25 protein-coding genes are annotated in these 26,155 nt (G+C 70.7%); 14 read left to right on the top strand and 11 right to left on the bottom strand.

The annotated features are described in order from the left end of the window. Positions 1 to 26: 26 nt before the first annotated feature. Positions 27 to 536, bottom strand: a complete 510-nt coding sequence (locus tag Adu01nite_RS38690) for a hypothetical protein (protein ID WP_203734300.1) — start codon at positions 534 to 536, stop codon at positions 27 to 29. Positions 537 to 696: 160 nt separating this feature from the next. Between Adu01nite_RS38690 and Adu01nite_RS38685 the strand changes: the two genes are divergently transcribed. Then, the gene (locus Adu01nite_RS38685) at positions 697 to 2,997 is read left to right on the top strand and encodes a HelD family protein (protein ID WP_203734299.1); all 2,301 of its coding nucleotides are present in this window, start codon (positions 697 to 699) and stop codon (positions 2,995 to 2,997) included. 56 nt (positions 2,998 to 3,053) lie between these two features. Here Adu01nite_RS38685 and Adu01nite_RS38680 read toward each other — a convergent pair whose 3' ends face one another. Further along, positions 3,054 to 3,965, bottom strand: coding sequence for a sigma-70 family RNA polymerase sigma factor (locus Adu01nite_RS38680; protein ID WP_203734298.1), 912 nt, complete (start codon positions 3,963 to 3,965; stop codon positions 3,054 to 3,056). A gap of 160 nt (positions 3,966 to 4,125) precedes the next feature. Between Adu01nite_RS38680 and Adu01nite_RS38675 the strand changes: the two genes are divergently transcribed. Further along, complete coding sequence (locus Adu01nite_RS38675; RefSeq protein ID WP_203734297.1) at positions 4,126 to 4,626, top strand: DUF456 domain-containing protein; 501 nt, start codon at positions 4,126 to 4,128, stop codon at positions 4,624 to 4,626. On the opposite strand, the gene Adu01nite_RS38670 is transcribed toward Adu01nite_RS38675, so the two are convergent. Both Adu01nite_RS38670 and Adu01nite_RS38665 read right to left on the bottom strand, forming a co-directional pair. Further along, the gene (locus tag Adu01nite_RS38670) at positions 4,613 to 5,872 is read right to left on the bottom strand and encodes a D-alanyl-D-alanine carboxypeptidase family protein (protein ID WP_203734296.1); all 1,260 of its coding nucleotides are present in this window, start codon (positions 5,870 to 5,872) and stop codon (positions 4,613 to 4,615) included. The two genes, Adu01nite_RS38675 and Adu01nite_RS38670, sit on opposite strands and share 14 nt — an antisense overlap. Beyond that, positions 5,869 to 6,297: a hypothetical protein gene (locus tag Adu01nite_RS38665; RefSeq protein ID WP_203734295.1), complete on the bottom strand. Its 429-nt coding sequence runs from the start codon at positions 6,295 to 6,297 to the stop codon at positions 5,869 to 5,871. The genes Adu01nite_RS38670 and Adu01nite_RS38665 overlap by 4 nt, the downstream gene beginning before the upstream one ends. Positions 6,298 to 6,574: 277 nt before the next feature. Between Adu01nite_RS38665 and Adu01nite_RS38660 the strand changes: the two genes are divergently transcribed. Further along, positions 6,575 to 6,916: a histone-like nucleoid-structuring protein Lsr2 gene (locus Adu01nite_RS38660; RefSeq protein WP_203734294.1), complete on the top strand. Its 342-nt coding sequence runs from the start codon at positions 6,575 to 6,577 to the stop codon at positions 6,914 to 6,916. A 4-nt stretch (positions 6,917 to 6,920) separates the two neighbouring features. Here the strand turns inward: Adu01nite_RS38660 and Adu01nite_RS38655 are convergent, their stop codons facing one another. The 4 genes from Adu01nite_RS38655 to Adu01nite_RS38640 form a co-directional block, all read right to left on the bottom strand. Then, positions 6,921 to 7,802 carry an LLM class flavin-dependent oxidoreductase gene (locus Adu01nite_RS38655; protein WP_203734293.1) on the bottom strand — a complete coding sequence of 294 codons (882 nt, stop codon included), beginning with the start codon at positions 7,800 to 7,802 and terminating at the stop codon, positions 6,921 to 6,923. A gap of 14 nt (positions 7,803 to 7,816) precedes the next feature. Beyond that, the gene (locus Adu01nite_RS38650; protein ID WP_203734292.1) at positions 7,817 to 8,281 is read right to left on the bottom strand and encodes a MarR family transcriptional regulator; all 465 of its coding nucleotides are present in this window, start codon (positions 8,279 to 8,281) and stop codon (positions 7,817 to 7,819) included. 69 nt (positions 8,282 to 8,350) lie between these two features. Then, positions 8,351 to 9,502: a PP2C family protein-serine/threonine phosphatase gene (locus tag Adu01nite_RS38645; protein ID WP_203734291.1), complete on the bottom strand. Its 1,152-nt coding sequence runs from the start codon at positions 9,500 to 9,502 to the stop codon at positions 8,351 to 8,353. Positions 9,503 to 9,583: 81 nt separating this feature from the next. Beyond that, complete coding sequence (locus Adu01nite_RS38640; protein WP_239133031.1) at positions 9,584 to 9,970, bottom strand: ATP-binding protein; 387 nt, start codon at positions 9,968 to 9,970, stop codon at positions 9,584 to 9,586. A gap of 156 nt (positions 9,971 to 10,126) precedes the next feature. Between Adu01nite_RS38640 and Adu01nite_RS38635 the strand changes: the two genes are divergently transcribed. Together Adu01nite_RS38635 and fgd are read left to right on the top strand one after the other, a co-directional pair. After that, positions 10,127 to 11,953 carry a sigma-70 family RNA polymerase sigma factor gene (locus Adu01nite_RS38635; protein WP_203734289.1) on the top strand — a complete coding sequence of 609 codons (1,827 nt, stop codon included), beginning with the start codon at positions 10,127 to 10,129 and terminating at the stop codon, positions 11,951 to 11,953. 9 nt (positions 11,954 to 11,962) lie between these two features. Next, a complete protein-coding gene (gene fgd, locus Adu01nite_RS38630; protein ID WP_203734288.1) occupies positions 11,963 to 12,964 on the top strand; it encodes a glucose-6-phosphate dehydrogenase (coenzyme-F420) in 1,002 nt (333 codons plus the stop codon). On the opposite strand, the gene Adu01nite_RS38625 is transcribed toward fgd, so the two are convergent. Beyond that, positions 12,961 to 14,064 carry a glycosyltransferase family 2 protein gene (locus Adu01nite_RS38625; protein WP_203734287.1) on the bottom strand — a complete coding sequence of 368 codons (1,104 nt, stop codon included), beginning with the start codon at positions 14,062 to 14,064 and terminating at the stop codon, positions 12,961 to 12,963. The two genes, fgd and Adu01nite_RS38625, sit on opposite strands and share 4 nt — an antisense overlap. Positions 14,065 to 14,380: 316 nt before the next feature. On the opposite strand from Adu01nite_RS38625, the gene Adu01nite_RS38620 reads away from it, so the two are divergent. Genes Adu01nite_RS38620 through Adu01nite_RS38610 form a run of 3 tightly spaced genes read left to right on the top strand, consistent with a single transcriptional unit; the run spans position 14,381 to position 16,685 of the window. Then, positions 14,381 to 15,247: an LLM class F420-dependent oxidoreductase gene (locus Adu01nite_RS38620; RefSeq protein ID WP_203734286.1), complete on the top strand. Its 867-nt coding sequence runs from the start codon at positions 14,381 to 14,383 to the stop codon at positions 15,245 to 15,247. Continuing rightward, positions 15,244 to 15,900 (top strand): HAD family hydrolase, encoded by a 657-nt coding sequence (locus Adu01nite_RS38615; protein ID WP_203734285.1) that lies wholly within the window; start codon positions 15,244 to 15,246, stop codon positions 15,898 to 15,900. The genes Adu01nite_RS38620 and Adu01nite_RS38615 overlap by 4 nt, the downstream gene beginning before the upstream one ends. 20 nt (positions 15,901 to 15,920) lie before the next feature. Continuing rightward, a complete protein-coding gene (locus Adu01nite_RS38610; protein ID WP_203734284.1) occupies positions 15,921 to 16,685 on the top strand; it encodes an alpha/beta fold hydrolase in 765 nt (254 codons plus the stop codon). On the opposite strand, the gene Adu01nite_RS38605 is transcribed toward Adu01nite_RS38610, so the two are convergent. Beyond that, a complete protein-coding gene (locus Adu01nite_RS38605; protein WP_203734283.1) occupies positions 16,686 to 17,867 on the bottom strand; it encodes an FAD-dependent monooxygenase in 1,182 nt (393 codons plus the stop codon). 63 nt (positions 17,868 to 17,930) lie between these two features. Between Adu01nite_RS38605 and Adu01nite_RS38600 the strand changes: the two genes are divergently transcribed. Further along, entirely contained in the window at positions 17,931 to 18,587 is a 657-nt protein-coding gene (locus Adu01nite_RS38600; RefSeq protein WP_203734282.1) for a TetR/AcrR family transcriptional regulator, read from the top strand. 328 nt (positions 18,588 to 18,915) lie between these two features. Then, entirely contained in the window at positions 18,916 to 19,098 is a 183-nt protein-coding gene (locus tag Adu01nite_RS38595) for a hypothetical protein (protein ID WP_203734281.1), read from the top strand. A gap of 51 nt (positions 19,099 to 19,149) precedes the next feature. On the opposite strand, the gene Adu01nite_RS38590 is transcribed toward Adu01nite_RS38595, so the two are convergent. Next, a complete protein-coding gene (locus tag Adu01nite_RS38590; protein WP_203734280.1) occupies positions 19,150 to 20,244 on the bottom strand; it encodes a PQQ-dependent sugar dehydrogenase in 1,095 nt (364 codons plus the stop codon). Positions 20,245 to 20,404: 160 nt separating this feature from the next. Here Adu01nite_RS38590 and Adu01nite_RS38585 point away from each other — a divergent pair, with 160 nt between their 5' ends. The 4 genes from Adu01nite_RS38585 (at position 20,405) to Adu01nite_RS38570 (ending at position 26,121) form a co-directional block, all read left to right on the top strand. Next, positions 20,405 to 21,838: an alpha/beta hydrolase gene (locus Adu01nite_RS38585; protein ID WP_239133030.1), complete on the top strand. Its 1,434-nt coding sequence runs from the start codon at positions 20,405 to 20,407 to the stop codon at positions 21,836 to 21,838. Between the two features lie 165 nt (positions 21,839 to 22,003). Beyond that, positions 22,004 to 23,785 (top strand): ABC transporter ATP-binding protein, encoded by a 1,782-nt coding sequence (locus Adu01nite_RS38580; RefSeq protein ID WP_344520294.1) that lies wholly within the window; start codon positions 22,004 to 22,006, stop codon positions 23,783 to 23,785. 76 nt (positions 23,786 to 23,861) lie between these two features. Next, the gene (locus Adu01nite_RS38575; RefSeq protein WP_203734278.1) at positions 23,862 to 25,793 is read left to right on the top strand and encodes an ABC transporter ATP-binding protein; all 1,932 of its coding nucleotides are present in this window, start codon (positions 23,862 to 23,864) and stop codon (positions 25,791 to 25,793) included. Positions 25,794 to 25,824: 31 nt separating this feature from the next. Next, positions 25,825 to 26,121, top strand: a complete 297-nt coding sequence (locus tag Adu01nite_RS38570) for a gamma-glutamyltransferase (protein WP_239133029.1) — start codon at positions 25,825 to 25,827, stop codon at positions 26,119 to 26,121. Positions 26,122 to 26,155: the final 34 nt, after the last annotated feature.

Below are 26,155 nucleotides of genomic sequence, written 5' to 3'. Positions count from 1 at the left end.
GTTCGTGGCGGGCACCGTGTTCTTCGTTACCCGGCGCAGGTGCCCGCCTTCTTCTGGGCGGCGATCGCCTTGGCCGCCCCCAGCTTGTAGAGCGCGAGGCCCTCCTTGGCCGGCTCCAGCTTCCAGGCGTTGTTCTCGTACACCATCGTGTACGACTGGGCCGCGACGAGCTGCTTGGCGATCACGATCGCCTTGTCCTGGCCCTCCATCCGGGCGCTGGTGAGCTGGATCGCCAGGCCCTTGCGGGAGCAGGCCTGGTTCAGCTTGATGTAGTCGTCCTTGCTGATCGACTGCTTGCCGGCCGACGTGTACATGTCCCAGGCGCCGCCGAAGTCCCCGCCGGCGAACCGGTCGAAGACGGTCTGGGCGGCCACCTTGGCGCCCTCGACGGTCTTGGGCTCGGGACCACCGGCCGCAGCCGCGGCCGCGTTACCGGCCGGCTCCTCGTCGCTGGTGCAGGCGGTGACGAGGGTGAGGGCGGCGGCCGCGATGAGGGCGACCGCGCTGAGACGACGGATCGGGTGGTTGGGGTTCATGCCGGGACTAATTCCGATCGACCGGTGCGCGTAACGGCTCGCCGGAGAGGTTGACGGATTGCTGACACTTCCGTTACCTCTGGGAGCACGCCGGTCGATGGGCTAATCTGGGCGATTGTCGAGCAACAAAAAAGGCGCCTCAAAAGGCGCCACGCGAGGAATGATAACACAAAGGGGAGTGGCATTGTCAAGCTTCGCCGGGGACGACCTCCGTTCCGAGCAGGCGTACCTCACCACCCTCTACGACCGGCTGGACAGCCTGCGTGACCAGGCCGACCAGCGACTCAAGGCGGTTCTGCTGGAGTCCGGCGGCACCCCGCAGGGCCGTGCCAATCGGGAAGCCAACCGCGGCTATTACGCCGATCAGCTGGCGCAGATGAATGCGGTGGAAAACGGTCTCTGTTTCGGCCGGCTCGATTTTGCCGCGGATGCGCCGCGCTACATCGGCCGGCTCGGCCTGTCCGCCCCCGATCACGACCAGGACCCGCTGCTGATCGACTGGCGGGCCCCGGCGTCGCGCGCCTTCTACCTGGCCACCGCGGTCTCGCCGGACGGCGTGACGCGGCGCCGGCACCTGCGCACCAAGGGCCGCACCCTGACCGCCATCGACGATGAGGTGCTCGACATCCAGGCCGGCCGGGCCGGCGGCCGGGAGGACGTGACCGGCGAGGCCGCGCTGCTGTCGGCGCTGACCGCCGAGCGGACCGGCCGGATGCGCGACATCGTCGAGACGATCCAGGCCGAGCAGGACGAGATCATCCGGGCCGGGCTCAACGGCGTCACGGTCGTGCAGGGTGGGCCGGGCACCGGCAAGACCGCCGTCGCACTGCACCGGGCGGCCTATCTGCTCTACACCTACCGCGCTCAGCTGACCAAGCAGGGCGTGCTGATCCTCGGGCCGAACGCTACGTTCCTGCGCTACATCTCACAGGTGCTGCCGTCGCTGGCCGAGACCGGTGTGCTGCTGGCCACGCTCGGTGACATGTTCCCGGGCGTGCGTGCGCGGGCGGTGGAGCGGCCGGCCGTCGCCGCGGTGAAGGGCCGGCTGGCGATGCTCGACGTGCTGGCCCGGGCGGTGACCGACCGGCAGACCGTGCCGGACGACTTCGTCGAGGTCGACCACGACGGCTATCCGCTGCGCATCGAGCGGACCGTGCTGGAGGACGCCCGGGCCGCGGCCCGCCGCACCGGCCGCCCGCACAACGTGGCCCGGGCGGTCTTCGTGACCGAGGCGATCCACGCCCTGTCCCTGCAGATCGCCGAGCGGATCGGCGCCGACCCGCTCGGCGGCGACAACCTGCTCTCCGCGGCCGACCTGGCCGAGACCCGTCGCGAGCTGCGCGAGGACGTCGACGTGCAGCAGGCGCTGTTCGACTTCTGGCCGGTGCTGACCCCGCGCCAGGTGCTGCGTGACCTGCTCGGTGACGCCGATCGCCTGGCGTCGGCGGGCGGCGACCCGCTGCTGCTGCGCGCGTACGACGCCCGCTGGGCCCCGGCCGACGTGCCGCTGCTCGACGAGCTGGCCGAGCTGCTCGGCATCGACGAGACGCTGAAGAAGCGGCAGGCCGCGGCGGAACGGCGCGAGGCGATCGAATACGCCGAGGGTGTCCTCGAGATCGTCGAGGGCTCCCGGTCGCTCGACTTCGAGGACCAGGAGGAGGAGATCCTCTCCGCGATCGACGTGGTCGACGCGAGCGCGTTCGTCGAGCGGCACGAGGTGATCGACACCCGCACCGCCGCCGAGCGGGCCGCCGCCGACCGCTCCTGGGTCTTCGGGCACGTGATCGTCGACGAGGCGCAGGAGTTGTCGCCGATGGCCTGGCGGCTGCTGATGCGCCGCTGCCCGAGCCGCTCGATGACGGTGGTCGGGGACGTCGCGCAGACCTCCGAGCTGGCCGGCACCACCGGCTGGGAGCAGGTCTTCGAGCCGTACGTGGCGCAGCGCTGGAACCTGGTCGAGCTGACCGTCAACTACCGCACGCCGGCCGAGGTGATGGCGGTGGCGGCCGACGTGCTGGCCGCGGTCGATCCGGCGCTGCAGCCGCCGCGGTCGGTGCGATCCGCCGGCGTGCCACCGTGGGCGCTGCGGGTGCCGCGGGTCGCGCTTCCGGCCGAGACCATTGCGGCGGTCCGCGTGGAGGCGGCCGAGGTGGGCGACGGCCGGGTCGGGGTGCTGGTGCCCGAGGCGCTGCAGGAGGAGCTCGGCCGGCATCTGGTCGAGGGGATTCCCGGGGCGGCCGTCGGCGAGCAGCCCGACCTGCTCAACCAGGTGGTGCTGATGACCGTGCGGCAGGCCAAGGGCCTGGAGTTCGACGCGGTGGTGGTGGTCGAGCCGGACGAGATCATCGCGGAGAGCCCGCGCGGCCTGTCCGACCTCTACGTGGCGGTCACCCGGGCCACCCGCCGGCTCGGCGTCCTGCACAGCGGCGACCTGCCGAAGGTGCTGGCCGCGCTGGCCTGATCTTTTTACGACGAAGGGCCCGGCCGATTGGCCGGGCCCTTCTTTCACGTCGTAGGTCAGGCGGCGACGGTCGCGCGCGGGGCGCGGCCGTACGTGGTGTGGCCGTGCGCGTTGGTCATCGCGAGGCGGCTGTTCATCGAGGTGTTGCTGGCGATGTTGGCGTAGTAGTTGGCACGGCGGCGGGCGGTGATGCTCTCCGGGTTGTCCGGCACCGGGGCCATCTCCGGGTTGAGGTGCGTGTTCATGCCGTCCTTGAGCAGCGACAGCGCCTCGGCGCGCAGCTGGCTGATCCGGCTCTCGGTCACGCCGAGGTCGTCGGCGATGTCGGCCATCGGCCGCTCGTTGAGGAAGTACTCGGTGATGACGACCTGCAGGCGCTCCGGCAGCGAGCTGATCGCGTGGTGCAGGTAGCCGATCTGCTCGCGGCGCAGCAGCATGTCCTCCGGGCCCGGGGTCTTCTCGGTGACCAGGTCGTCGGCGCTGCTGGTGGTGAAGCCCTGCAGCGACAGCACGGTCGCGCGCTGCACGTCGGTGTCGGTGCGCTTCAGGTCGTTGGTGGTGGTGCCGAGCGCCTGGGCCAGCTCGTCGGCGGTCGGCGTGCGGCCGAGCGTCGTGGTCAGCTGCGAGCGGGTGGTGTCGGTGGCGCGGGCCTTGGTGCGCACCGAGCGGGTGGCCCAGTCGAGCGAGCGCAGCTCGTCCAGGATGGCGCCGCGGATGCGGGTGCTGGCGAAGCGGTGGAACGGGATGCCGCGGTCCGGGTCCCAGCCGCGGGCCGCGGTCACCAGGGCGTGCAGGCCGGCGCTGGTGAGGTCGTCCCGGTGGATGTGGTTGGGAATGCGGGTGAGCATGTCACGCACCAGGTGGCCGACGAGCGGCATGTGGGTGCGGATCAGCTCCTCCTGCTCGGCGGCGGAGAGCACCGTAGCGGCGGGCGCGAGGTCGGCAGCGTTCGTCACGATGGTGGTCATGTAAGTTCCCCCGTTTTTGTTGGTCGGGCGGCCCGCTTGCGCAGGCTTCCCGGCTGACAGGAGGAAACTTTGGTGGAGCTGGGGTACTACTTTCGGTCACGTCCAGGTGCGTAACGGTTGCTGTGTTTGCGGCCTTGCGCCGGGTGGGCACGCTGGTCCCATGGACCTCTCCGACACCGGCACCCTCGTGAATGTCATCGCCGGCATCGCCGTCGCGCTGGGCGTGGTGGGGGTGGTGATTCCGGTGATTCCCGGGTTGCTGCTGGGCTGGCTCGGGGTGCTGACCTGGGCGCTGCTCGGCGACGCGTCCGGCACCGTCAAGTGGCTGGTGCTGATCGCGGCGACCCTGGTGGCCACGCTCGGCGCACTGGTGAAATACCTGGTCCCGGGCCGGCGGCTGAAGAGCGCCGGCATCCCCAACACGGCGCTGCTGGCCGGCGGCGCGCTCGGCCTGGTCGGATTCTTCGTGATCCCGGTGGTGGGCCTGATCCTCGGCTTCGTGCTCGGCGTCTTCCTGGTCGAGCAGCACCGACTCGGGCCGGGTCAGGCCTGGCCGTCGACCAAGAAGGCGCTCGGCGCGGCCGGCATGGCCATGCTCATCGAGTTCACCGCAGCGCTGGGCGTCGCGGTGGTGTGGGTGTTCGGCCTCATCCTCGCGTGAACCGGCGAGCCCGGACCGACCGGCGGCGCCGCTGGGTGAGCAGGAGCAGCAGCGGAGTGCCGGCCAGCACGATCGCGACCCCGCCCGCCGCCATCACGGTCCTCGCGCCCGGGCCGGGGGAGTGCACCGCCGGGGCGGCCTGCTTGGTGGTGGTGGTGGTGGTGGTCGACTCGGTCTTGCCCGCGGCCGCGGTGGCGGCGTTGCGGGCGGCCACGTCGTCCGGGCTGACCAGCTTGCCGACCGAGGCGTCGGCGGGCAGCGCGAAGCCCCAGTCGAGCAGCGCGGCGCCCTGCTGCCAGCCGCGCTGCGGGTGGGCCTCGGCGCCGAGCAGGGTCACCACCAGGCGGCGGCCGTTGCGCTGGGCCGCCCCCACGTAGCTGTGCCGGGCGACCGTGGTGAAGCCGGTCTTGCCGCCCATCGCCCCCGGGTAGTTGTAGATCAGCTTGTTCTCGTTCTGGATCTGGAAGCCCTTCTGCTTCACCTGTGGCTGGGCCGGCATCTGGGTGGCCTTGGTGAGCACGTACTTCCGGAAATCGGCGTTCGCGAAGTCCTTGCGGGCGATCAGCGCCAGGTCGTAGGAGCTGGTGAACTGCCCCTTGCCGTCGAGGCCGCTGGGGGTCACCGCGTGCGTCTGGAACGCGCCGAGCCGCTGCGCCTCGGCGTTCATCGCGGCCACCGTCTTCGCCACCCCGTCCGCGCCGCCGCCACCGGCCAGCCGGGCCAGGGCGTTGGCCGCGTCGTTGCCGGAGTTGAGCAGCAGGCCCAGCCAGAGCGTGGCGATCTGATATTTCCCGCCCACCACCAGGCCGACCGCCGAGCTGTTGACCTCGATGTCCAGGTCGCTGCGGACCACCGTCATGGACTGCTTCGGGTCGAGCTTGTCCAGCACGGTCGCCGCCAGCAGCGTCTTCTGCACGCTGGCCGGGGTCTGGTAGACGTGCGGCCCGCAGCCGCCCAGCACCTCGCCGGTGTCCAGGTCGGCGACGATCCAGGTGGTGGCGGTGACCGCGGGCGGCTGCTTCGCCCCGGCCGGGATGATCAGGCCGTGGGTGGCGAGGGCGTCCCCGCCGACCGCGCTGTTCACCGGGTCGTCGGCCGGCGGCACCGGCCGGGCCGGGATGCCGGCCGGCTTGGCCACCTTCGGCCTGGGGCAGGGGATTTCGGCGGCCGAGGCCGGTGCGGCCGGCAGCACGGCGACGGAGGCCGTGAGCAGGACGACGGAGAGGAATGCCGGGGGGCGGATCAAGGCCAGGAGACTCCCGCGTCGAGTCGCTGATCAAGCAACTGGGCCAGGGGCACGGTCTCGCCGTCGCCGCCGCCCGCGCCGACGATCAGCCGGGGGATGCTCGGGGACAACTCGGCGCCGGTGAAGCGGGCGCGCAGCGAGGCCGGGACGGTCAGAACGTAATACTCGCCGTGCTCGCCGACGGCGACCGAGCGGTTGGACTTCAGAAACCAGCCCTTGGCCTTCGTCCGGTAGGTCGCGCGGCCGTCGAAGCTGCGGGCGGTGAGGGGATGTGGCGGCAGGCCGCGCTCGGCGGCCCGGCGGACGAAACCGGTGAGCAGCTCGGCCGCCTGACGGGCTTCGGCCTCCCGGCTCGCGGCCTGCGCGGCGGCGTGCCCGGCGATCGCTTGCCGGCGCTGTTCGTGCCACGCCGTCCGCTCGTCCATGCCGACGACCCTAGGTGATCCAGAGCCCGCGCTGCCACCCGATGAGTGAGGCTTGTTCGCGACGGTGGAGCTCACCTGCATCGACCTGCGGAGATGCAGCTCGAGGTAGGTCGCGAACAAGCCTCATTCTCGCCGTTTCCTGTGAATATGGGCTCGCCATTTGAATTATGGGCCGCCTTGAGCAGGAAAGAATGCTAATTCTGGCCCGATGAGTTGCGCGAGATGCCAGTTTCGAGCAACACTGGGCGCGGTTGATCGGATTGACTCGGGAGTCATTATGGCGCGTCAGGTTATCACTACTCTGATCGACGATCTGGATGGAAAGAAGGCTGACCGCACCGTTGAGTTCAGCCTGGACGGCATTAGCTACACGATCGACCTTTCCGAGACCAATGCCGGGAAGCTGCGTAAGGCACTCGATCCCTACATCAGTGCGGGCACCCGCCTCGGCCGCGGTCCGGGCCGGATCAACGGGCGCCGGGGCCTGCCCAGCCGCACCGCGGGTTCCCGCGACGAGAACCGCCTGATCCGCGAGTGGGCCCAGGCGAACGGCCACCAGATTTCCGAGCGCGGCCGCATTCCGCAGTCGGTGACCGACGCCTACCGGGCGGCGCACTGATTTTTTAGTTTCCCCGCAGCGTAGGTAGCACCTCGGCGACAGATTCGAGGACTTTTTCGTCGCCGGCGTACCAGCTGGATGCCCGCGGCCAATGGGTGATGGCGTCGGTGAAGCCGAGCCCTGCCGCGCGGCCGATCGCGTCGGTGAAGGCGTCCACGCTGGTCATCGAATAGAGCGGGGCCGAGTCGAGGTTCAGATAGCGCGGGATCGCATCCGGCGCCCGGCCGGCGGCGGCCATCGCCTCGGAGAATCGGCCGGCGATCTCGGCCACCTGCCGCCACCACGAGTCGAGATCGTCGACGGCCTGCGGCCCGGTGGTCACCCAGCCGTCGCCGTGCCGGGCGGCCAGCCGCAGCGCGCGCGGCCCGTTGGCGGCCACCACGAACGGCGGGCGCGGCTGCTGGACCGGCCCGGGGATGCTGCGCGCGTCGATCGCGGTGTAGAACGTCCCGCGGTGCGTGGTGGCCGGGTTGGTGAGGATCGTGCCGAGCAGGTCGAGGAACTCGGTGAACCGGTCCACCCGCTTGCCCGGGGTCAGCTCCGGCTCGCCGAGCACGGCCGAGTCGAAACCGATGCCGCCGGCGCCCAGCCCGAGCAGCAGCCGGCCGCCGGAGATGTCGTCGAGCGCGGTGATCTCCCGCGCGAAGTGCACCGGATGCCGGAAGTTGGGTGACGCCACGTAGGTGCCCAGCCGGATCCGGCTGGTCACCCCGGCCGCCGCGGTCAGGGTCGGCACCGCGTCGAACCACGGCCCGTCCACCAGATCACGCCAGCCCAGGTGGTCGTACGTCCAGGCGTGGTCGAAGCCGAACTCCTCGGCGCGCTGCCACCGCGATGCGGCGACGGACCAGCGCTGGTCGGGGAGGATAACGATGCCGATGCGCATGACGGCACGCTATCTCAGGCGGTGCGCAGATCGCCGTCCGCATCGGCCCGGTCGGCGCCGGCCACCGCGGCGAATGCCTCGAGGGCGTGCACCAGCCCCTGCCGGTCGTCGGCGGGCATCCGCTCCAGCACCTGGGCGAGGGCGGCCCGCCGCCGCCGGCGCAGGTCGTCCAGCAACCGGCGGGCGGCCGGGGTCAGCAGCAGCCGCACCTCGCGGCGGTCCCGCGGGTCGGGCACCCGGCGCAGCATGCCGGTCGCCTCGAGCCGGTCGCAGAGCCGGCTCGCCGACGACGGCACCACCTCGAGGGCCTCGGCCAGCCGGCTCATGTTGGTATGCCGGTTGCCCGCGACGATCGTGAGGACCCGTAACTGGGCCGGCGGAACCGTGGGCGAACCGGCGACGCTCCCGTCGAGCACGGACACGAGGGACTCGACCGCCGATTCGACAGCCGCGGCGACGTCGGTGACCCGGTCGTCCATGTTGTGTCCCTGTTCTGCAGGTGCTCTTGTGCCCGATGCCGACATGCCACTACCCGTGCGGCGTGCGAATCATTCCGTTTGCCGCAGCCAATCCAAGCAGACAATCACGGCGTCGTCGTCCGGGTCGATCCCCGCGTGGTAGTCGCGCAGGCCACGCAGCACCGTGCCGACCGCCTCGGCCGGGCGCTGCATCCTGGTCCGGCGCACGGCGGTGAGCAGGGAGGACGTGCCGTAGGCGACGCGCCCGCCGGGAGCCGCCGCATGCACACCGTCACTGACCACGAGCAGTCGGTCAGCCGGTTCGAGCCCGAATTTCTGGATCTCGTACCGGGTGTCGCCGAACATGCCGAGCGGGAGCTGCTGCTCCAGCGAGACCGTCCGGAGGTCGCCGTTGTGCGCGATCATGGCGCGCGGCGAGCCGGCGTCGACCGCCTCGACCGTGCCGTCGGTCAGGCAGACCTCGAGCAGCAGGGTGGCCACGTGCGCATTGCCGCCGTGCCGCGAGTAGATCGCGTCGGAGGCCAGCTCGGCCTGCTCGACGATGTTGGCGCCGGAGCGGCGGGCGTTGCGCATGGCGTTGACCGCCGTCGCGGTCAGCAGGGCGGCCTCGATCCCGTCACCCTGCCCGTTGAGCACGGTGAGGGTGAGCAGGTCGCCGGTGACCGCCCAGTCGTAGTGGTCGCCGTAGACGGCGTAGGCCGGTTCGAGCGCACCGGCCAGCCGGAACCGCTCGCCGTCGAGCGAGCGCCCGGGCAGCAGATCCCATTGCAGCTCGGCGGCCATCGTGAGGCGCTGCCGGCGGCGGGCCTGGTGGTAGCGGTCGGTGTCCCGGTCGGCGGTGCGCACGGCCATCGCGAGCTCGCCGGCGATGCTGCACAGCTCGGCGGTGAGCTCCGGGGCCGGCCGGCCGGGGACCTGGACCCGCAGCACGCCGAGCCGGTCACCCCACACCGTCATCGGCAGGAGCAGCCGGGTGGTGCCGTCCGGCCGGGGGTCGAGGACCGGTTGCTGGCTGCCGAAGCAGCGCTGCTCGAGGGGGCCGCCGTCGGCGCTCTCCGGGTCGAGCACGGGTCGCAGTGTGGACAGGCTCAGATCACCGAGCAGCACCTCGATGCCGTCGGCGGCATATCGGGCGCGCAGATGCTCGGCGGTGACCTCGGGAAGGCGATCGGGCGGCGCTGCGCGAAGCAACGCGCCGACCGATGCCGGGCCGTCGGGCACTCGATCTCCTTTCACGGTCAGCAATAGTTGCCAGACAGCAAGCATGATAGGTGCTTGGTCCGGCCGGGGGGCAGGGCGGGTCTAGGCGAACGACTTCTCGAAATGGATCAGGCTGCCGTGCCGGGGTGCGGACTGCATCCGGACGTTCTCGGCAAGTGCCCTGATCAGGAAAAGGCCGCGGCCGCGCTCAGCGTCCTCGCCGGGTGCGTCGATCGTCTCGGGGTCGAAACCGTCCCCGTGGTCACGGACGTCGATCGCACAGTGGTTGTCGGCCACCTCGACGTGCACCTCGAAGCTCTCCGCGCCGGTCGCGTGATCGATCACGTTGGCGCACGCCTCGGTGATCGCGATCTCCAGATCGGCGCCGGCGTCCTGGTTCAGGTCCAGGTCGGCGAGGGCGCAACGCAGCAGCCGGCGCACGGCCGGCACGCTGCCGGACTCGCGGGGAAGATCTAGCCGGACTGTCATACGCATGGCTTAGGTGTGCCCGGACCGTGGCCCACCTAATCACGCACGCCCTCATCCAGCCGCCCCTGGAAAACGTGTTATCCATGGACAGCTCGCGCGTCCCCCTATGGTCGGCCGCCGAAACAGTGGCCGGGACGACCGAGGAGAGGCAGGAACATGGCGGACCAACCCGACATCGCGACCGTCGTTGCGGCCCGTGCCGGCGACCCGGCCGCGGTCGACCGGCTCGTCGCGGGGTACCTGCCGCTGGTCTACACGATCGTCGGCCGCGCCCTGGAGGGGCACGCGGACGTCGACGACGTGGTGCAGGAGGTCATGCTGCGGGTCCTGCGCAACCTGGGCGACCTGCGCGAGCCCGAGTCGTTCCGGTCCTGGCTGGTGGCGATCACGGTGCGCCAGGTGCGCGAGCGGTACCGCTCCCGGCGCGGCGCGCCCGAGGCGCTGCTGCACGAGGACGTCCGCGACCCGGGCGCCGACTTCACCGACCTGGCCATCACCCGCCTCGAGCTCTCCGGGCAGCGCCGGGAGACCGCCGAGGCGACCCGCTGGCTCGACGAGGACAGCCGGGAGTTGCTGTCGCTGTGGTGGCTGGAGGCCTCCGGCGAGCTGACCCGGGACGAGATCGTCGAGGCCACCGAGGTGACCCGGCAGCACGCGGCGGTGCGGATCCAGCGGATGAAGGGCCAGCTCGAGACGGCCCGGGCAGTCGTGCGGGCGCTGGCCGCCCAGCCGCCGTGTGCCGAGCTGCGGCTGGTCACCGTGCCGTGGGACGGCACTCCGAGCGCGCTGTGGCGCAAGCGCATCGCCCGGCACACCCGTGACTGCTCCTACTGCTCGCCGGCCTGGCACAACCTGGTCGCGGCCGAGCGGCTGCTGGCCGGGATGGCGCTCGTGCCGATCCCGGCGGCGATGGGCGGCAAGCTGGCGATCGGCGGCGGCAGCGTGGTGGCGGCCAAGACGGCGACCGGCAGCGGCGCCCACCTGGCTGCCAAGATCGGGTTCAGCGTCTCGCAGAAGGTGCTGACCGCCGCGCTGGCCACCACCGCGGTCGCCGGCACCGCCGCGGCCGTGGTGGTCTACCGGGCCGACCCGCCGCCGGCGACCCCCACCGCGGCCGTCCTGGCCACCCAGTCGGCGGCCCCACGGCGTACCCCCAGCGCAACGCCGGCCACGACGTCGCCGTCGCCGTCCCTCTCGCCGTCACCGTCGAAGACCTCGAAGAAGCCCGTCGTGATCGCCGCCAAGGCGAGCAGGAAGAAGGGCGTCGGGGTCTGGGAGTTCAGTGGGGTCAAGGGCGCTCTCGCCGACGTCGGCGCCGGTTGGTATTACAACTGGGCGGCCAACAACGACAGCATGCCCGGCCCGTCCGGCGTCGAGTTCGTGCCGATGATCTGGGGCAAGGCCAACGCCACCGACACCACCATCGCGCAGGCCAAGAAGGAGAGCGACGGCGAGCTGCTCGGCTTCAACGAGCCGGACATGTCCGGGCAGGCCAACATGAGCGTCGAGGACGCCCTGGCCGCGTGGCCCAAGCTGCAGGCGACCGGCCTGCGGCTGGGATCCCCGGCGGTGGCGTACGGCGGGGACACCGCCGGCGGGTGGCTCGACCGCTTCATGAGCGGGGCGAAGGACAAGGGCTACCAGGTCGATTTCATCACCCTGCACTGGTACGGGAGTGACTTCAGCGACGCGGCGGTCGAGCAGTTCCTGGGGTACGTCGATGCCGTGCACCAGCGCTACGACAAGCCGATCTGGATCACCGAGTACGGCCTGATGAACTTCTCCGGCTCGCCGAAGTACCCGTCCGACGCGCAGAAGGTCGCCTTCATCACGGGCAGCACCAAGGGCATGCAGAGCCGGTCGTTCGTCGAGCGGTACGCGTGGTTCGGACTGCCGGCGGTGGGCGACAGCGTCGACTTCGGGCTGTACAAGGACGGGGATTCTCCGACGGCGGCAGGGCAGGCCTACAAAGCCGCGGGTTAGATTCGAACCATGATTCGGTTCGGGTACAAGGCGTCGGCGGAGCAGTTCGCCCCGGCGGAACTCTTGAAATATGGCGTGCTGGCCGAGGAGCTGGGCTTCGACTCGGTCTTCACGTCCGACCACCTGCAGCCGTGGCGGCACGACGACGGGCACGCCCCGGCCGCCCTGCCGTGGCTCGGCGCCCTCGCCGCCCGCACCGAGCGGGTGCTGATCGGCACCAGCGTGCTCACCCCGACGTTCCGCTACCACCCGGCGGTGGTGGCCCAGGCGTTCGCGACGCTCGGGCTGCTGGCGCCGGGCCGGGTGGTGCTCGGCGTCGGCTCCGGCGAGTCGCTCAATGAGGTGCCGCTGGGCATCCCGTGGCCGGACGGCAAGGAGCGGTTCGCCCGGCTCAAGGAGGCCGTATTGCTCATCCAGAAGCTCTGGCGTGAGGACCGGGTGACCAGCGAGGGCCAGTTCTACCGGGTCGAGAACGCCACCATCTACGACAAGCCCGAGACGCCGGTTCCGATCTACATCGGCGCGTCCGGGCCGGCCGCGACCCGGCTGGCCGGCCGGATCTCCGACGGTTTCATCACCACCAGCGGCAAGGGCGCCGAGCTCTACACCGAGACGCTGCTGCCGGCCGTCCGCGAGGGCGCCGAGAAGGCCGGTCGCAAGATCGACGACCTGGACCTGCTGATCGAGGTCAAGGTGTCGTTCGACGAGGATCTCGCGCAGGCGCAGAACAACACGCACTATTGGGGCGCGCTGGCCCTCACCCCGGACGAGAAGACCGGCGTCGAGGACCCGATCGAGATGCAGCGGCTGTCCGACGCGCTGCCGGTCGAGCGCACGATGACCCGCTGGATCTGCTCGTCCGACCCGGAGGAGCACGCGCTGCGGATCACCGACTACCTGGACATGGGCTTCAAGCACCTGGTCTTCCACGCGCCGGGGCCGGACCAGGAGCGCTTCCTGCGCCTCTACTCGGAGCAGATCCTGCCGCGACTGCGCGAGCGCGTGGCTTAGTTCTCCCGCGGGACCGGGCGCAGCCGCCCGGGCCGGGTCCGCGGACCGCCGGTGCCCTCACCGTTGATCACCCGCAGGTCGGGGCGCTGGCGGTACACCTCCATCCGGCGGCGCTTCTCGCCCACCTCGCGCGGCTGCGGCTTCATCGCCTTGGTCGGCGGCTGGAACAGCGGCGCCTCGATCATCCGCGGATTGACGTCCGGCCGGCCGGGGTGGCCGGAACGCCAGCTGTGCGACTTGCCGTTCCCGGTGGGCCGGGTCGACGTCGACGTGTGCGCCTGCGCGTTCTCGCCGGCCCGCCACAGGTCGCGGCCGGGCGTCGGCCGGCGGCGCGGCGGGCCCCACAGCGGCTCGCCGGTCGGCTGCCGGTTCGACATCGGCCAGGTCGGCCGCACCGGCACGGTGGTCGCCTCGGGGTCCACCGCCGGGGCGGTGTGCCGGCCCTTACGCAGCTTGAACTCGACCGCGATCACCCGGATCCAGTGCCGCAGGCCGGCCCGCTCGGCCCGGCTCATCCGCGGGTACGCCACGCTGCCCACCTCGGTCACCCGCATGCCGCGGGCCTCCGGGCGCAGCGCGAGCAGCGGCTGGATCTCCGGACCGTCACCCCACGCGCTCGCGTGCCGGGCGGACGGGTCGGGCAGGTCGAGGCGGTCGATGGCGTCCCTCCAAAAGGCGGCGTACCCGAAACCGGGGTCGGTGCGATCGGTGCCGAACAACGTGTTCACGATCCAGATCAGCACCAGGTTGGTGCCGCGCCGAAAACGGCCGCCGGTCAGATCCCGGCCGCCGGGGCGGTAGCGGGAGCCGACCGCCACGTCGGCGCCCTCGGTCAGGGCCGCGATGTAGCGGGGGATCTCGCCCGGGTCGGTGGAGCCGTCGCCGTTCAGCGTCACCACGACGTCGCCGCTGCTGGCGGCGACCCCGCTGGCCAGGGCATTTCCGGAGCCGGTCCGGCCGGGACGGATCACCAGCGCGTCCGGCCGGGCGGAGCGGACCAGCGCGGCGGTCTCGGCGGCCGGGCCGTCGCTGACCACGATCACCTCATCGACGACCGGCAATCCACGAAGCATCAGCGGCAGGCCCCCGGGGTCGCGCACCGGAATCACGACACTTACGGAGGGTGACGGGCGTCGGTAACGGCTCGTCGCTGGAGTGAGCGGCGAAGGAGGCATGGCGGTGCTCCTTACATGGACTGCTGATCTTCGAAGCTACCGGTCGGCGATGAACCCGCAACTCAGCGGAACGGTGGAGGCGGGGCCGCCCCGGGGACCGAACCGGACTCCGGCAATGCGGTAACGGAGCGTGTTCGGCGGTCGCGCGGCTACCCTCCGTACAAAATCAGGGGGTTGGGGGTAGGGTTTTATTTGTTGCGGATCAATCCCTGGTGACTGCTTTTGCGGAGGGAATTCGGCTGTGAAACTTGGCCTCCACATCTCGAACTTCACCTGGCCCGACGGCGCGCCCCGGCTCGCCACGGTGCTCGCCGATGTCGCCTCGGCGGCCGACGAGGCCGGCTTCGAGCGGATCAGCGTGATGGACCACGTCTGGCAGATCGGGGTCAACGGACCACCCGAGATGGACATGCTCGAGGCCTACACCGCGCTCGGTTTCCTCGCCGCCCACACGAAGACGGCGAAGCTGCTCACCCTGGTCACCGGCGTTTCCTACCGCGACCCGGGCCTGCTCGCCAAGGCCGTCACCACGCTCGACGTGCTCTCCGGCGGCCGCGCCATCCTCGGCATCGGCGCCGCCTGGAACTCCGAGGAGTCGAAGGGCCTCGGCCTGTTCTTCCCCTCGACGAAGGAGCGGTTCGAACGGCTCGAGGAGACGCTGCAGATCTGCCGGCGGATGTTCGACGGCGACGAGACCGCGTTCGAGGGCAAGCACTACCAGCTCGGCCGGCTGCTCAACGTGCCGAAGCCGCTGGCCGAGGGGCGCCTGCCGATCCTGATCGGCGGCGGCGGGGAGAAGAAGACGCTGCTGCTGGTCGCGAAGTACGCCGACGCCACCAACCTCTTCCCCGGCCCCGACGTGCAGCACAAGCTCGACGTGCTCAAGGCGCACTGCGACACGGTCGGCCGCGACTACGACGAGATCGAGAAGACCGTCATGTACCGCTTCGACCTCGAGGCGCAGACCGTCGGCCAGATCGTCGAGGACCTCGGCCGGCTGGCCGCGATGGGCTTCACGGTCGGGCACGGCGGCCTGCGCAACGTCTACGACACCAACCAGCTGGAGATCTTCCGGAAGGAGATCATCCCAGCGGTCGAGGCCCTATGACCATCCGGGCGGTCGTCTTCGACCTCGACGGGGTCATCATCGACTCGGAAGAGGTCTGGGAAGAGGTTCGCCGCGGCTATGTCGCGGAGTTCGGGCGCTCGTTCCGGCCCGACACCCAGGACCGGATGATGGGCATGAGCACCGGCGAGTGGTCCACCCACCTGGCCGAGGAGGTCGGGGTGCCGCGCACCCCGGCCCAGGTCGCCGACGACGTGCTCGGCCGGATGGCTTCTCGTTACCGTGACGATCTGCCGCTCATTCCGGGCTCGGTCGACGCGGTGCGCCGGATCGGCGCGCGGTTCCCGATCGCGCTGGCCAGCTCGTCGGCCCGCATCCTGATCGACCAGGTGCTGGCCACCGCCGGGCTGACCGACGCGTTCCCGGTGACGCTCTCCACCGAGGAGGTGCCCCGGGGCAAGCCGTTCCCGGACGTCTACCTGGCCGCGGCCGAGAAGCTCGGCCTCGACCCGGCGGTGTGCGCGGCGGTGGAGGACTCCAGCAACGGGCTGCGCTCGGCCGGGGCGGCCGGGCTCGCGGTGATCGCCGTCCCGCACGGCGTCTACCCGCCCGCCGCCGACGCGCTGGCGATGGCGAGCCTCGTGGTGCCGAGTTTGGGCGAGCTGAGCGTGGAAGCTATCGATAGGCTCCGCTGATGGGGGTCTATACGTCTGCCGTGGGCACGGAATTGCATTACGAGCTGCGCGGGAGCGGGCCCCTGCTCATCTGCCATCCCGGCGGACCCGGCCGGCCGGCGTCCTATCTGGACGATCTCGGCGGGATCGGGCACACCCTGGTCCTGCTCGACCCGCGCGGCACCGGCGCGTCGGAGCCCGCGTCGTCGTATGCGTTCACCGACCTCGCCGACGACCTCGAGCTGCTGCGGATGCACCTGGGCGCCGAGCGGATCGCCGTGCTCGGGCACTCGGCGGGGGCCTGGCCGGTGCTGGCCTACGCGGCCAAGCGCCCGGACCGGGTGTCCCGCCTGGTGCTGCTCACCCCGTCCCGTAAGCCGATCCCGCAGGGTGGCGACGAGCCCAGCCAGGACGTGCTGGTGAAGCGCTGGTTCGCGGCCGAGCCGTGGTATGCGTCGGCGAAGGTGGCGTGGGACGCCGAGGATTTCCCGGCGGCCGCACCGCTGATCTACGCCGCCGACACCCCGGCGGTGCGGGCCCATGCGGCCCGGCCGGAGATCACCACCGACTACGCGGCGGATTTCTGGTCGGCCGAGCTCGACCCGGGCGACCTGGCCGCGGTCGGGGTGCCGGTGACCATCATGGCCGGCGACCGGGACGTGGTGACCGGCCTGGCCGCCCCGCACGTGCTGGCCGACTGGCTGCCGAACGCGGCGATCTGCTGGCTGCCGGACGCCGGCCACTTCCCCTGGGTCACCCACCCCGACCTGACCCGGACGGCCATCGACGAGGTCCTGGCCGGCTGATCACCGGGCCTTTACCGGCGCCGGGTAGTCGGGCAGGTCGAGGCCGGTGCTGCGGTCGCCGGCGATCTTGAAGGTCAGGTCGAGGAACCACTTCTTGTTGTTGATCCAGTTGCGCGCCCGGATGCCCCGGCCGGTCTTCGGTGCCAGGAACATGCCGGTGGTGTCGCCGCCCTTCTGGGTGCCCCGGGCGAATTTGCCGATCCGCTTCTCGTAGGCGGGGAAGGCCACCCGGTGGTCGCCGCCGGCCGCGGCCAGCTCGCCGGCCAGCACGTAGGCCGAGACGAGCGCCGTGCCGTTGCCCTGGCCGCCGATGGTGGCGCCGCAGGCCGCGTCACCGACCAGCGCGACCCGGCCCGTGGACCAGACCGGGTTGTCGACCCGGCAGATCTGGTCGAACCAGAAGTCGGTCGCCGAGCTCATGCCTTCCAGCAGGCGCGGGGCCAGCCAGGTCATGCCGGCGTAGCGCTCGCGCAGGATGCCCTCGATCTGGCCGCGGTCGTGCCGGTCGTAGCTGAGCTTGGCCGAGCGGAACACCCCGAACACCGCGGCCCGGGCCGGGTCGTGCCGGGCGCCGGCGACGCTGAGCATCCGGCCGGGCAGGTTGTGCAGCCGGCTGTCCTTGCCGACGCCCCACTCGTTCGGCACGTCCCAGCCGGCCACGTAGTAGCCGAGGTGCTTCACGAACTGCTCCTCGGGGCCGAATGCCAGCCGGCGCACCCCGGAGTGCACGCCGTCGGCGCCGATCACCAGGTCGAAGCGGCGCTGCCGGCCGCTCGCGAACGTCACCTCGACGCCGCCCGCGGTCTCGGTCATCGCGGCGATCCGGTCGCCGAACAGGTATTCGGTGCGGTCGCCGGCCGCCTCGCACAGGATCTGGGCCAGGTCGCCGCGGAGCACCTCGAGGTCGCCGCCGGCCAACCCGGCCGGCCACTCCATCAGCTTCTCGCCGCCGGCGCCGACGAACCGCATCGCGTTGCCGCCGGTCTGCACCGCGCGCAGGGCCGGCAGCACGCCCATCTTGTCGAGCACGCCCATGTGCAGCGGGCCGCGGAAGTCGACCGCGTTGCCGCCGGTGCGCAGGGCCGGGGCCACCTCGACGATGGTCGGCCGGAAGCCGTGGCGACCGAGCCAGTAGGCCAGGGCGGGACCGGCGATGCTAGCGCCCGAGATCAGGATGTCCATAACTGTGTCCTCCGTAAGCAGTTATTTCTGTGTACGGTAGACGCAGTTACCGAGGAGGGCAAGATGTTTCTCTGGGACGAGCGGCCGAAGCCGACCCGCGGCCCCAAGCCGGCCCTGACGCTGGAGCAGATCGCCGACGCCGGGATCGCCATCGCCGACGTGGAGGGCCTGGCCGCGGTCTCGATGCAGCGGGTCGCGGCCGACCTGGGCTACACAAAGATGTCCCTATATCGCTATTTGCCGGGCAAGGCCGAGCTGGTCGCGGCGATGCTGGAGCGGGGGATCGGCTCGCCGCCCGATTTGTCCGACGGGCCATGGCGGGAAGCGCTGACCCGCTGGGCCGATGCCCTCTTGTCGCGATATTTTGGGCATCAGTGGGCGCTGGAAGCCTCGACCGGCGACCGCCCGATCGGACCCAACGAACTGGGCTGGATGGAGAGTGCCCTGAGCGCCCTCCCGCCCGGGCTGACCGGCGCCGAGCGGATGGACATGATCGCCACCATCGCCGGCCACGTGCGAGCCCTGGCCGGCCAGCGCGGCGGCGAAAGTCAGATGACCGGCGCCATGACGCTGGTGCTGCGCGAGCACGCGCAACGCTTCCCGGCAGTGGTCGCGGCCCTCACCGACACGGCCAAGACCGGCGGCGCCGACCAGGCGTTCACGTTCGGCCTCGACCGCATCCTGGACGGGCTGGAGATGCTGCTGAGACAGCGGGTGTGAAAGAGATTCGGTAGGGGTATCCGAGGCCGACTTCGCGCCGACTTCTTCCTCTCCGGCCGCTCGATGCAGGCCTTCGGCCTGCTGATGCTTCTGTGGCTGCGTCTGAGCCCGCCGGAGCCGCCTGCTGAGGCCCCGGAGAAGCCGCGAAGTCGGACAATTTGCCCGACTGATTGACGGGACGGTGTCGACCGGGTGCGATCGGGTTGCACAGGTTCCTCATATGTTCGAGTGCTGGGCCTGACCGTCCGATACACACGGCATGGAACCCCTCGCAGCAGTCAGCTTCGCCACCACCGGGAGCAGTAGGGCCCCCGGGTGGCAGGCACAGGTGAGAATTGACTACGTCATCAACAAGGTCGCGCAGACCCACCGCGGGCAATCCGAGGATCAGGTCCTGCAGGCGATTCACGACCAGCTCCGAGCCGTCGGAGTGGTGCCCAACGGACGGAAGATGGCCGAGTACGCGACGGCGATCTCCGCACTTCCGCAAATTCCACCCAACAACCGATGAGCAAGTAGTGGCCCGGTCCGTGGAGCTCTCGGACCGGGCCACGCCCGCTTTTCAGGAGAACCGCAGGATCCGGTCGTCGCCGTCGGCCGGGTCGCCCCGGCCGTCCCGGTTGGAGGTGGTCAGCCACAGCGCACCGTCCGGCGCGACCGCCACCGTGCGGAGCCGGCCGTACTCGCCGGTCAACGCGGCCTTCGGTGCGCCGCCGCCGAGCGGCACCGTCCACAACCGCTGCCCTTTGAGCGCTGCCACGTAGAGCGTGTCGCCGGCGATGGCCGCCCCCGACGGCGACGCGTCGTCGGTCTTCCACTGCACGATCGGGTCGACGAAGCGCGCGTCGCCGGCCTCGCCCTCGACCGTCGGCCAGCCGTAGTTCTTCCCCGGCTCGATGACGTTGACCTCGTCCCAGGTGTCCTGGCCGAACTCGATGCCGTACATCTTCTTGTCCGCGTCCCAGGCCATGCCCTGCACGTTGCGATGACCCATGCTCCACACCGGCGAGCCCGCGGCCGGGTTGCCCGGGGCCGGCCTGCCGTCGGTGGTCAGCCGCAGGATCTTGCCGTTGACGTCCTTCGGGTCCTGGGACTGCTCGCCGTCGCTGGCGTCGCCGGTGCCGACGTAGAGCATGCCGTCCGGCCCGAACGCGATCCGGCCGCCGTTGTGCCGGCTGCCCTTGGTGATCCCGTCGAAGATCACCTGCGGGCTCTTGTCGTCGAGCGTGAACTTCACGATCCGGTTGTCGTTCGAGCCGGTGAAGTAGGCGTACACCAGCTTGTTCTCGCGGTAAGAAGGATCCACCGCGAGGCCGAGCAGGCCGCCCTCGCCGCCGGAGTCGACGCCGGGCATCTGATAGACCTTTTTCGGGTCGCCGCCGCCGACCGGGATCTGCAGGATGTCGCCCTTGTCGCGTTCGCCGACGAGGGCGCTGCCGTCCGGCAGGAAGGCCAGCCCCCACGGCACGTCGAGGCCGGTCACCAGGGTCTGCGGCTTCGACAGGTCCGGAGCTTTCGCCGCGGCGGTGGCGGACGCGACGGCCGGCGCCGACGGCAGCGTGGCCTCGGCGCGTGGCGTGGACTGAGCCGGCTCTCCCGACGAACACGCGGTCAGCATCGCGGCGCCGGCGGTGGCGAAGAGAAGTCGGGTTCGCATCGCCCAACGGTGCCACGCTCCGGCGAACTTCACCCGTTTCCGAGAACCGCGATCAAGATCCGTTCCAAGATGGGGCCGCGCGGTGCGGCGGCCGTGCAGGGCGGAGAACAACGCGGTGCGAGCTTTGGCGCGACCCTTGCGGGCCGCGATCGTCACGGCCATGACCCTGCTTATGTACGCCGTGAGCCCGGCCCAGGCGCAGCCGTTGCCGTCCCCCACCATCGCGTGGAAGGTGTGCCCGGAGAACGCCAAGGTCCAGTGCGGGACGATGAAGGTGCCGGTCGACTGGGCCAACCCGGCCGGCCCGGCCACCACCCTCACCATCGCCCGCCGCCCGGCCACCGACCCGGCGCACCGGATCGGCGCCCTGCTGGTCAACCCGGGTGGCCCGGGTGGGTCCGCCGTGGACTTCACGTTCGACGCGACCGGTTTCTTCGGCGAGCAGGTGCGCAAGCAGTTCGACATCGTCGGGATGGACCCGCGCGGCGTCGGCCGCAGCAGCCCGGTGCTCTGCTCGCAGGACCTGGTCGACGAGAAGCCGTCGCCGCTGGTCGAGACGCCGACGCAGTACGCCGCCCTGATGGACTACAACCGCCGGCTGGCCGCCGACTGCGCCTCCCGCACCGGCCCGGTGTTCGCGCACGTCGACACGGCCAGCGTGGTCCGCGACGTGGACGCGGTCCGGGTCGCCCTCGGCGAGGAGAAGATCAGCTTCTACGGCGCGTCCTACGGTTCGCTGATCGGCGAGCAGTACGCCGAGAGTTTCCCGGCCCGGCTGCGCGCGCTGGTGCTGGACGGGGTGATGGACCACAGCGCCAACATCGGGGTGTTCCTGGTGCAGGAGACCGACGCCGCGCAGGACTCGTTCCGCGAGTTCGTGGCGTGGTGCGCCCGGGACACCCGGTGCGTGCTGCGCGGCCAGAACATCTACCAGCTGTGGGCCGGCCTGATGGCCCGGGCTCGGGCCGGGACGCTGCAGAATCCCACCGACCCGCCGGAGAAGCTCACCCCGGCCGGGCTGTCGGCGGCCGCGTTCGCCGCGTTCTACGAGCCGCAGTGGTATTCGTTCGCCTACTACCTGAAGGACGCGGCCGGGCTCAAACCGAAGGTGCGCCGGCCCGACCCGGTGCAGGTGGACATCGTCGACCACAGCTTCCCGGCGGTGATCTGCTCGGACTGGCACATGCCGATCAACGGCTTCCCCGATCTTCATCGCCGGCTGACGATCCTGGCCGGCCGGGCCCCGCAGATGCTCGCCTCGCCGCTCGCCCTGGCCGCCACGGTCGGCTGCCTGGGCTGGCCGAACTTCCCGCCGAACCCGCAGCACCGGTTCGTCGCGCCGCCCGGCCTGCCGCCGGTGCTGCTGATCGGGTCCCGGCACGACCCGGCCACCGCCTACGCCTGGGCGCAGCGGATGACCCAGCAGTTCGGCCCGGCCGGCAACCTGCTCACCTACGAGGGCTGGGGGCACGTCGTCTACAACCGCAGCCCCTGCGTCGCGGCCAACGCCGACAAATACCTGATCAGCCTGGTCCGGCCGGCCGCCGGGGCGACCTGCCCGCCGGTCGAGCCGCAGCCGTTCGGAGTCGGCTGAGTCACTGAACTTTTTTCAACGTGGCCAGGGCGGCAGCGCCAGGCGCCGGTCAACGGCACCGGAACCGCTGGCCGTAGGCCAGGTTGAAAAAGGTTCACTCTGGCAATTTCCGGGCCGCGGGGTATCGTTAGCCAGGCTAACTACCTGCTGCGATAACCCCGGGAGGTGCCGTTGAGTCGCCGCGCGCCCAAGGCGTCCATCGACCCGGATGCCCGCAAGAGCTGGCTGCGTCGCGCGCTGCCGCTCGTCAAGGCCCACCGCGGGCTGCTGATCACCTCGCTCGTGCTGTCCTTCGCCGGCCTCATCGTCCAGGTGCAGATCCCCAACCTGGTCCGGATCGGCATCGACCGGACGATCGTCGACCGCACCGGCCACCTCTCCTACTACGTCTGGGCCATCGTCGGGCTCGCCCTTCTCCAAGGCCTGATCAACTATTTGGCCCGGCTTTATCTGCTGCGTACGGCCTACGAGCTCGAATACGACCTGCGCAACATCGTCTACGCCCATCTCGTCCGGATGCCGTTCGGCTTCTACGACAAGGTGCAGTCCGGCGAACTGATGTCCCGCTCCGGCTCCGACATCCGGGCCGTGCAGATGTACCTGTCGTTCGGGCCGTCCATCCTCGTGCAGTGCCTGATCGCGGTGGTCGCGTTCGGGCTGATGCTCTCGATCAACGTGCCGCTCGCGATCGTGGCGATGGCGACCATGCCGATCATCGGGATCCTCGGCGTCAGCATGCGCAAGGCGATCTTCCCGGTCTCGTGGCTGATCCAGGCCCGGCTCGCCCAGCTGGCCACCGTGGTCGACGAGAACATCCAGGGGGTACGCATCGTCAAGGCGTTCGCGGCCGAGGGGCGGCAGTTGCGGACCCTCGCCGAGAGCGCCGACCGGATCCGCTGGGCCTACCGGCAGGACGCCCGGATCCGCAGCCGCTGGAACCCGCTGCTGGACAACCTGCCCCGGCTCGGCCTCGCCCTGGTGCTGCTGATCGGCGGAATCATGGTGATCGACGGGCACACCACCATCGGCACGATCGTCGCCTTCAACTCGTACGTCCTGATGCTGCAGCCGCCGTTCCGCCTGCTCGGCATGATGATCATGATGGGCCAGCGGGCCTCGGCGTCCGCGCGCCGGATCTACGAGATCCTGGACACCCCCTCCGACGTCGTGGACGACCCTGAACCGGTCGAACCGTCGCTGCGCGGCGACCTTGCGTTCGTGGACGTCGGTTTCGCGTACCCCAATGGCACGGTTGCCCTTGATCATTTGGACCTTTCGCTGCGAGCCGGGGAAACCGTGGCCGTCGTCGGCGGCACCGGGTCGGGGAAGTCGACGCTGGGCCGGCTGGCCGCCCGGTTCTACGACGTCACCGCGGGCAGCGTGACCATCGACGGGATCGACGTGCGGAAGATCGAGCTGTCGTCGCTGCGCTCGCAGGTCGGGATCGTGCCGGACGAGCCGTTCCTGTTCTCGCTGTCGATCCACGACAACATCGCCTACGGCCGGCCGGACGCCACCCGCGCGGAGGTGATCGACGCGGCGACGGCGGCCGGGGCGGACGAGTTCGTGGCGAACCTGCCGGACGGCTACGACACCGTGGTGGGGGAGCGCGGCTACACGCTCTCCGGCGGGCAGCGGCAGCGGATCGCGATCGCCCGGGCGCTGCTGATGAACCCGCCGATCCTGGTGCTCGACGACGCGACCAGCGCCATCGACGTGACCGTCGAGCAGCGCATCCACGGCGCGCTGAAGGACCGCATGCAGGGCCGGACCACCCTGATCGTGGCCCACCGCCTGTCCACCATCAGCCTCGCCGATCGGGTGGTGCTGATGGAGGCCGGCCGGGTCATCGCGGACGGGACGCACGCGTCGTTGCTGGCCGCCGAGCCACGCTATGCGGCGGTGCTCGCCTCCTTGTCCACCACCGACGAAGAGGTGCCGGCATGAGCGAGCGTAGCGAGCGAATCGGCAAGCTCAGTGCGGAATTTGCTCTTGGCAGCTCGGAGCGTAGCGAGGAGCTGGCATGAGTATGTTCGGTGGTGGCTTCGGTGGATTCCGGGCCGGCGGGCAGTCCGTCGTGGGGGCGGCCGGGCGCAACGGCAATGGGCTGCCGTTCGCCGGAATTCCCGCAGATCTCGCCGCCGGTGTCGGGAAACTTGAAGCCGCCGAACCCGACCATGGCGACCCGGGTGTCAGCTTCGACCCGGTGGCCGACTCCGGTGGGCGGATCTCGCTCGGCCGGCTGCTGATCGGGCGGCCCGGGCTGCTCGTCGCCGCCGGCCTCGCCATCCTGGTCGAGACGCTGCTGCTGCAGGCCGGGCCCTATCTCGTCCAGGTCGGCATCGACCACGGCATCGCCGACCGCAACCTGCGGGTTCTGGTGATCGCGACCGTCTGCTTCGTCGCGGCGGTGCTGCTCACCGGGCTGGCCACCGCGGTGCGGATGCGCAAGACCGGCGTGCTCGCCGCCTCCGCCACCCGTGACCTGCGGATCCGCATCTTCGCGCACCTGCAGCGGATGTCGCTGGACTACTACACCCGGGAGAAGGCCGGGGTCACCATGACCCGGATGACCTCCGACGTGGAGTCGCTGCAGAGCCTGCTGCAGGACGGCTTCGCCCAGTTCCTCATCCAGGGGCTGACCATGGTGGTGGTCACCGGGGTGCTGTTCCACTACAACCCCGAACTGGCGATCATCACGTTGGTCCTGGTGGTGCCGCCGCTCACGGCCGCGTCGCTGTGGTTCCGGCACGCGGCCGACCGCGGCTACAACCGCCAGCGCGACACCATCGCCGCGATGTTCGCCGACCTCGCCGAGAGCCTCAACGGGGTACGCGTGGTGACCGCGCACAACCGGCAGGAGCGCAACGTGGTCGCGCACCGCTCGGTGGTCGGCGCCTACCGCGACGCCAACGACTGGACCGGGCGGATCAACGCGATCTACGGCCCGGGAACGTCGGTGATCGGGTTGATCGCGATGGCGGTCATGCTGCTGCTCGGCGGCCGGATGGTGCTGCGCGGGACGCTGACGATCGGCGAGCTGACCGCGTTCGTCCTCTACATCAACTCGTTCTTCCAGCCGGTGCAGCAACTGGTCCAGCTCTACACGCAGTACCAGCAGGCCAAGGCGGCAGTCGGGAAGATCCGCGGCCTCCTGTCGACGCCGCCTTCGGTGGGGCAGGCTTTGTCGGCCGTCGAGCTGCCGCCGGTGCACGGGGAGATCGTTTTCGACGACATCAGCTTCGGATATTTGCCCACGCGACCCGTCTTGTCGCATTTATCCCTGCGAATCGCACCGGGTGAGACGGTCGCCTGCGTCGGGCCGACCGGCGCCGGCAAATCGACCCTCGCCAAACTGGTGACCCGTTTCTACGACCCGACCGAGGGCGCCATCCTGATCGATGGCCACGACCTCCGTGACGTCACCTTGGAGTCGCTGCGGCGGCAGATCGGCGTCGTCCCGCAGGAGCCGTTCCTGTTCGCCGGCACCCTGCGCGACAACATCGCCTTCGCCCGGCCGGATGCCACCGATGACGAGGTCTGGGCGGCGGTCGACTCGGTCGGGCTGCGCGAACTGGTCGAACGCTCGCCCGACGGCCTCGACACCGCGTTGCACGAGCGCGGCCAGTCGGTCTCCTCCGGCGAGCGGCAACTGCTGGCGCTGGCCCGGGCGTTCCTGGCCGAGCCGCGGGTGGTCGTGCTCGACGAGGCCACGTCCAGCCTCGACCTGCGCTCCGAGCTGCGGGTGGAGGCGGCCCTGGACGCCCTGCTCGACGGCCGCACCGCCATCCTCGTCGCGCACCGGCTCTCCACCGCGATGCGCGCCGACCGGATCATCGTGGTCGACGACCTCGGCATCGTCGAGTCCGGCTCGCACGACGAGCTCGTGCTGGCCGGGGGTCGCTATGCCGCGATGTTCGAGACGTGGGCGGCCGCCTCTGATAGGCAAGGGTAAAATCTACCCTTTTGCCTACTTCGGAGGTTCAATGCGGATCTTGCCGGTTGTTGTCGTAGCCATCCTGGCCGCGACCCCCGCCGCTGCGGCGGCGATGGCGGCGCCCCGGGCCTCGCAGCGCAACACCGACGGCATCCAGGCCGAGCCGGCCTTCCACACCGCCTACGGCCCGGCCCTGAGCGCCCTGGGCCACACGTTCGGCCCGGACGTTCCCGAGCTGGGCGCGGCCACCGCCGTCGAGGTCAACGGCTACGGCGGCTTCGTCGCCTCGGCCGAACCGACCCGTCGCGGCGGCGGCACCGCCGGAGTCGTCACGGTTAATCGCTGACGCGGGCCGGTCCTTCTGGTAGGCAGGAATCGAC

It is taken from the genome of Paractinoplanes durhamensis (genome assembly GCF_016862175.1).
Taxonomy (GTDB): Bacteria; Actinomycetota; Actinomycetes; order Mycobacteriales; family Micromonosporaceae; genus Actinoplanes; species Actinoplanes durhamensis.
The sequence above is the reverse complement of the archived record's forward strand: the minus strand, read 5'-3'. Positions and strand labels throughout refer to the sequence as shown.

Excerpts from the sequence above, each read along its gene's own strand:
- Adu01nite_RS38590 (WP_203734280.1), bottom strand. The coding sequence starts at position 20,244 with ATGCGAACCCGACTTCTCTTCGCCACCGCCGGCGCCGCGATGCTGACC.
- Adu01nite_RS38665 (WP_203734295.1), bottom strand. The coding sequence starts at position 6,297 with ATGGACGAGCGGACGGCGTGGCACGAACAGCGCCGGCAAGCGATCGCC.
- Adu01nite_RS38660 (WP_203734294.1), top strand. The coding sequence starts at position 6,575 with ATGGCGCGTCAGGTTATCACTACTCTGATCGACGATCTGGATGGAAAG.
- Adu01nite_RS38600 (WP_203734282.1), top strand. The coding sequence starts at position 17,931 with ATGTTTCTCTGGGACGAGCGGCCGAAGCCGACCCGCGGCCCCAAGCCG.
- Adu01nite_RS38675 (WP_203734297.1), top strand. The coding sequence starts at position 4,126 with ATGGACCTCTCCGACACCGGCACCCTCGTGAATGTCATCGCCGGCATC.
- Adu01nite_RS38570 (WP_239133029.1), top strand. The coding sequence starts at position 25,825 with ATGCGGATCTTGCCGGTTGTTGTCGTAGCCATCCTGGCCGCGACCCCC.
- Adu01nite_RS38640 (WP_239133031.1), bottom strand. The coding sequence starts at position 9,970 with ATGACAGTCCGGCTAGATCTTCCCCGCGAGTCCGGCAGCGTGCCGGCC.
- Adu01nite_RS38685 (WP_203734299.1), top strand. The coding sequence starts at position 697 with ATGATAACACAAAGGGGAGTGGCATTGTCAAGCTTCGCCGGGGACGAC.
- Adu01nite_RS38575 (WP_203734278.1), top strand. The coding sequence starts at position 23,862 with ATGAGTATGTTCGGTGGTGGCTTCGGTGGATTCCGGGCCGGCGGGCAG.
- Adu01nite_RS38585 (WP_239133030.1), top strand. The coding sequence starts at position 20,405 with ATGACCCTGCTTATGTACGCCGTGAGCCCGGCCCAGGCGCAGCCGTTG.
- Adu01nite_RS38690 (WP_203734300.1), bottom strand. The coding sequence starts at position 536 with ATGAACCCCAACCACCCGATCCGTCGTCTCAGCGCGGTCGCCCTCATC.
- fgd (WP_203734288.1), top strand. The coding sequence starts at position 11,963 with ATGATTCGGTTCGGGTACAAGGCGTCGGCGGAGCAGTTCGCCCCGGCG.
- Adu01nite_RS38615 (WP_203734285.1), top strand. The coding sequence starts at position 15,244 with ATGACCATCCGGGCGGTCGTCTTCGACCTCGACGGGGTCATCATCGAC.
- Adu01nite_RS38650 (WP_203734292.1), bottom strand. The coding sequence starts at position 8,281 with ATGGACGACCGGGTCACCGACGTCGCCGCGGCTGTCGAATCGGCGGTC.
- Adu01nite_RS38655 (WP_203734293.1), bottom strand. The coding sequence starts at position 7,802 with ATGCGCATCGGCATCGTTATCCTCCCCGACCAGCGCTGGTCCGTCGCC.
- Adu01nite_RS38635 (WP_203734289.1), top strand. The coding sequence starts at position 10,127 with ATGGCGGACCAACCCGACATCGCGACCGTCGTTGCGGCCCGTGCCGGC.
- Adu01nite_RS38605 (WP_203734283.1), bottom strand. The coding sequence starts at position 17,867 with ATGGACATCCTGATCTCGGGCGCTAGCATCGCCGGTCCCGCCCTGGCC.
- Adu01nite_RS38680 (WP_203734298.1), bottom strand. The coding sequence starts at position 3,965 with ATGACCACCATCGTGACGAACGCTGCCGACCTCGCGCCCGCCGCTACG.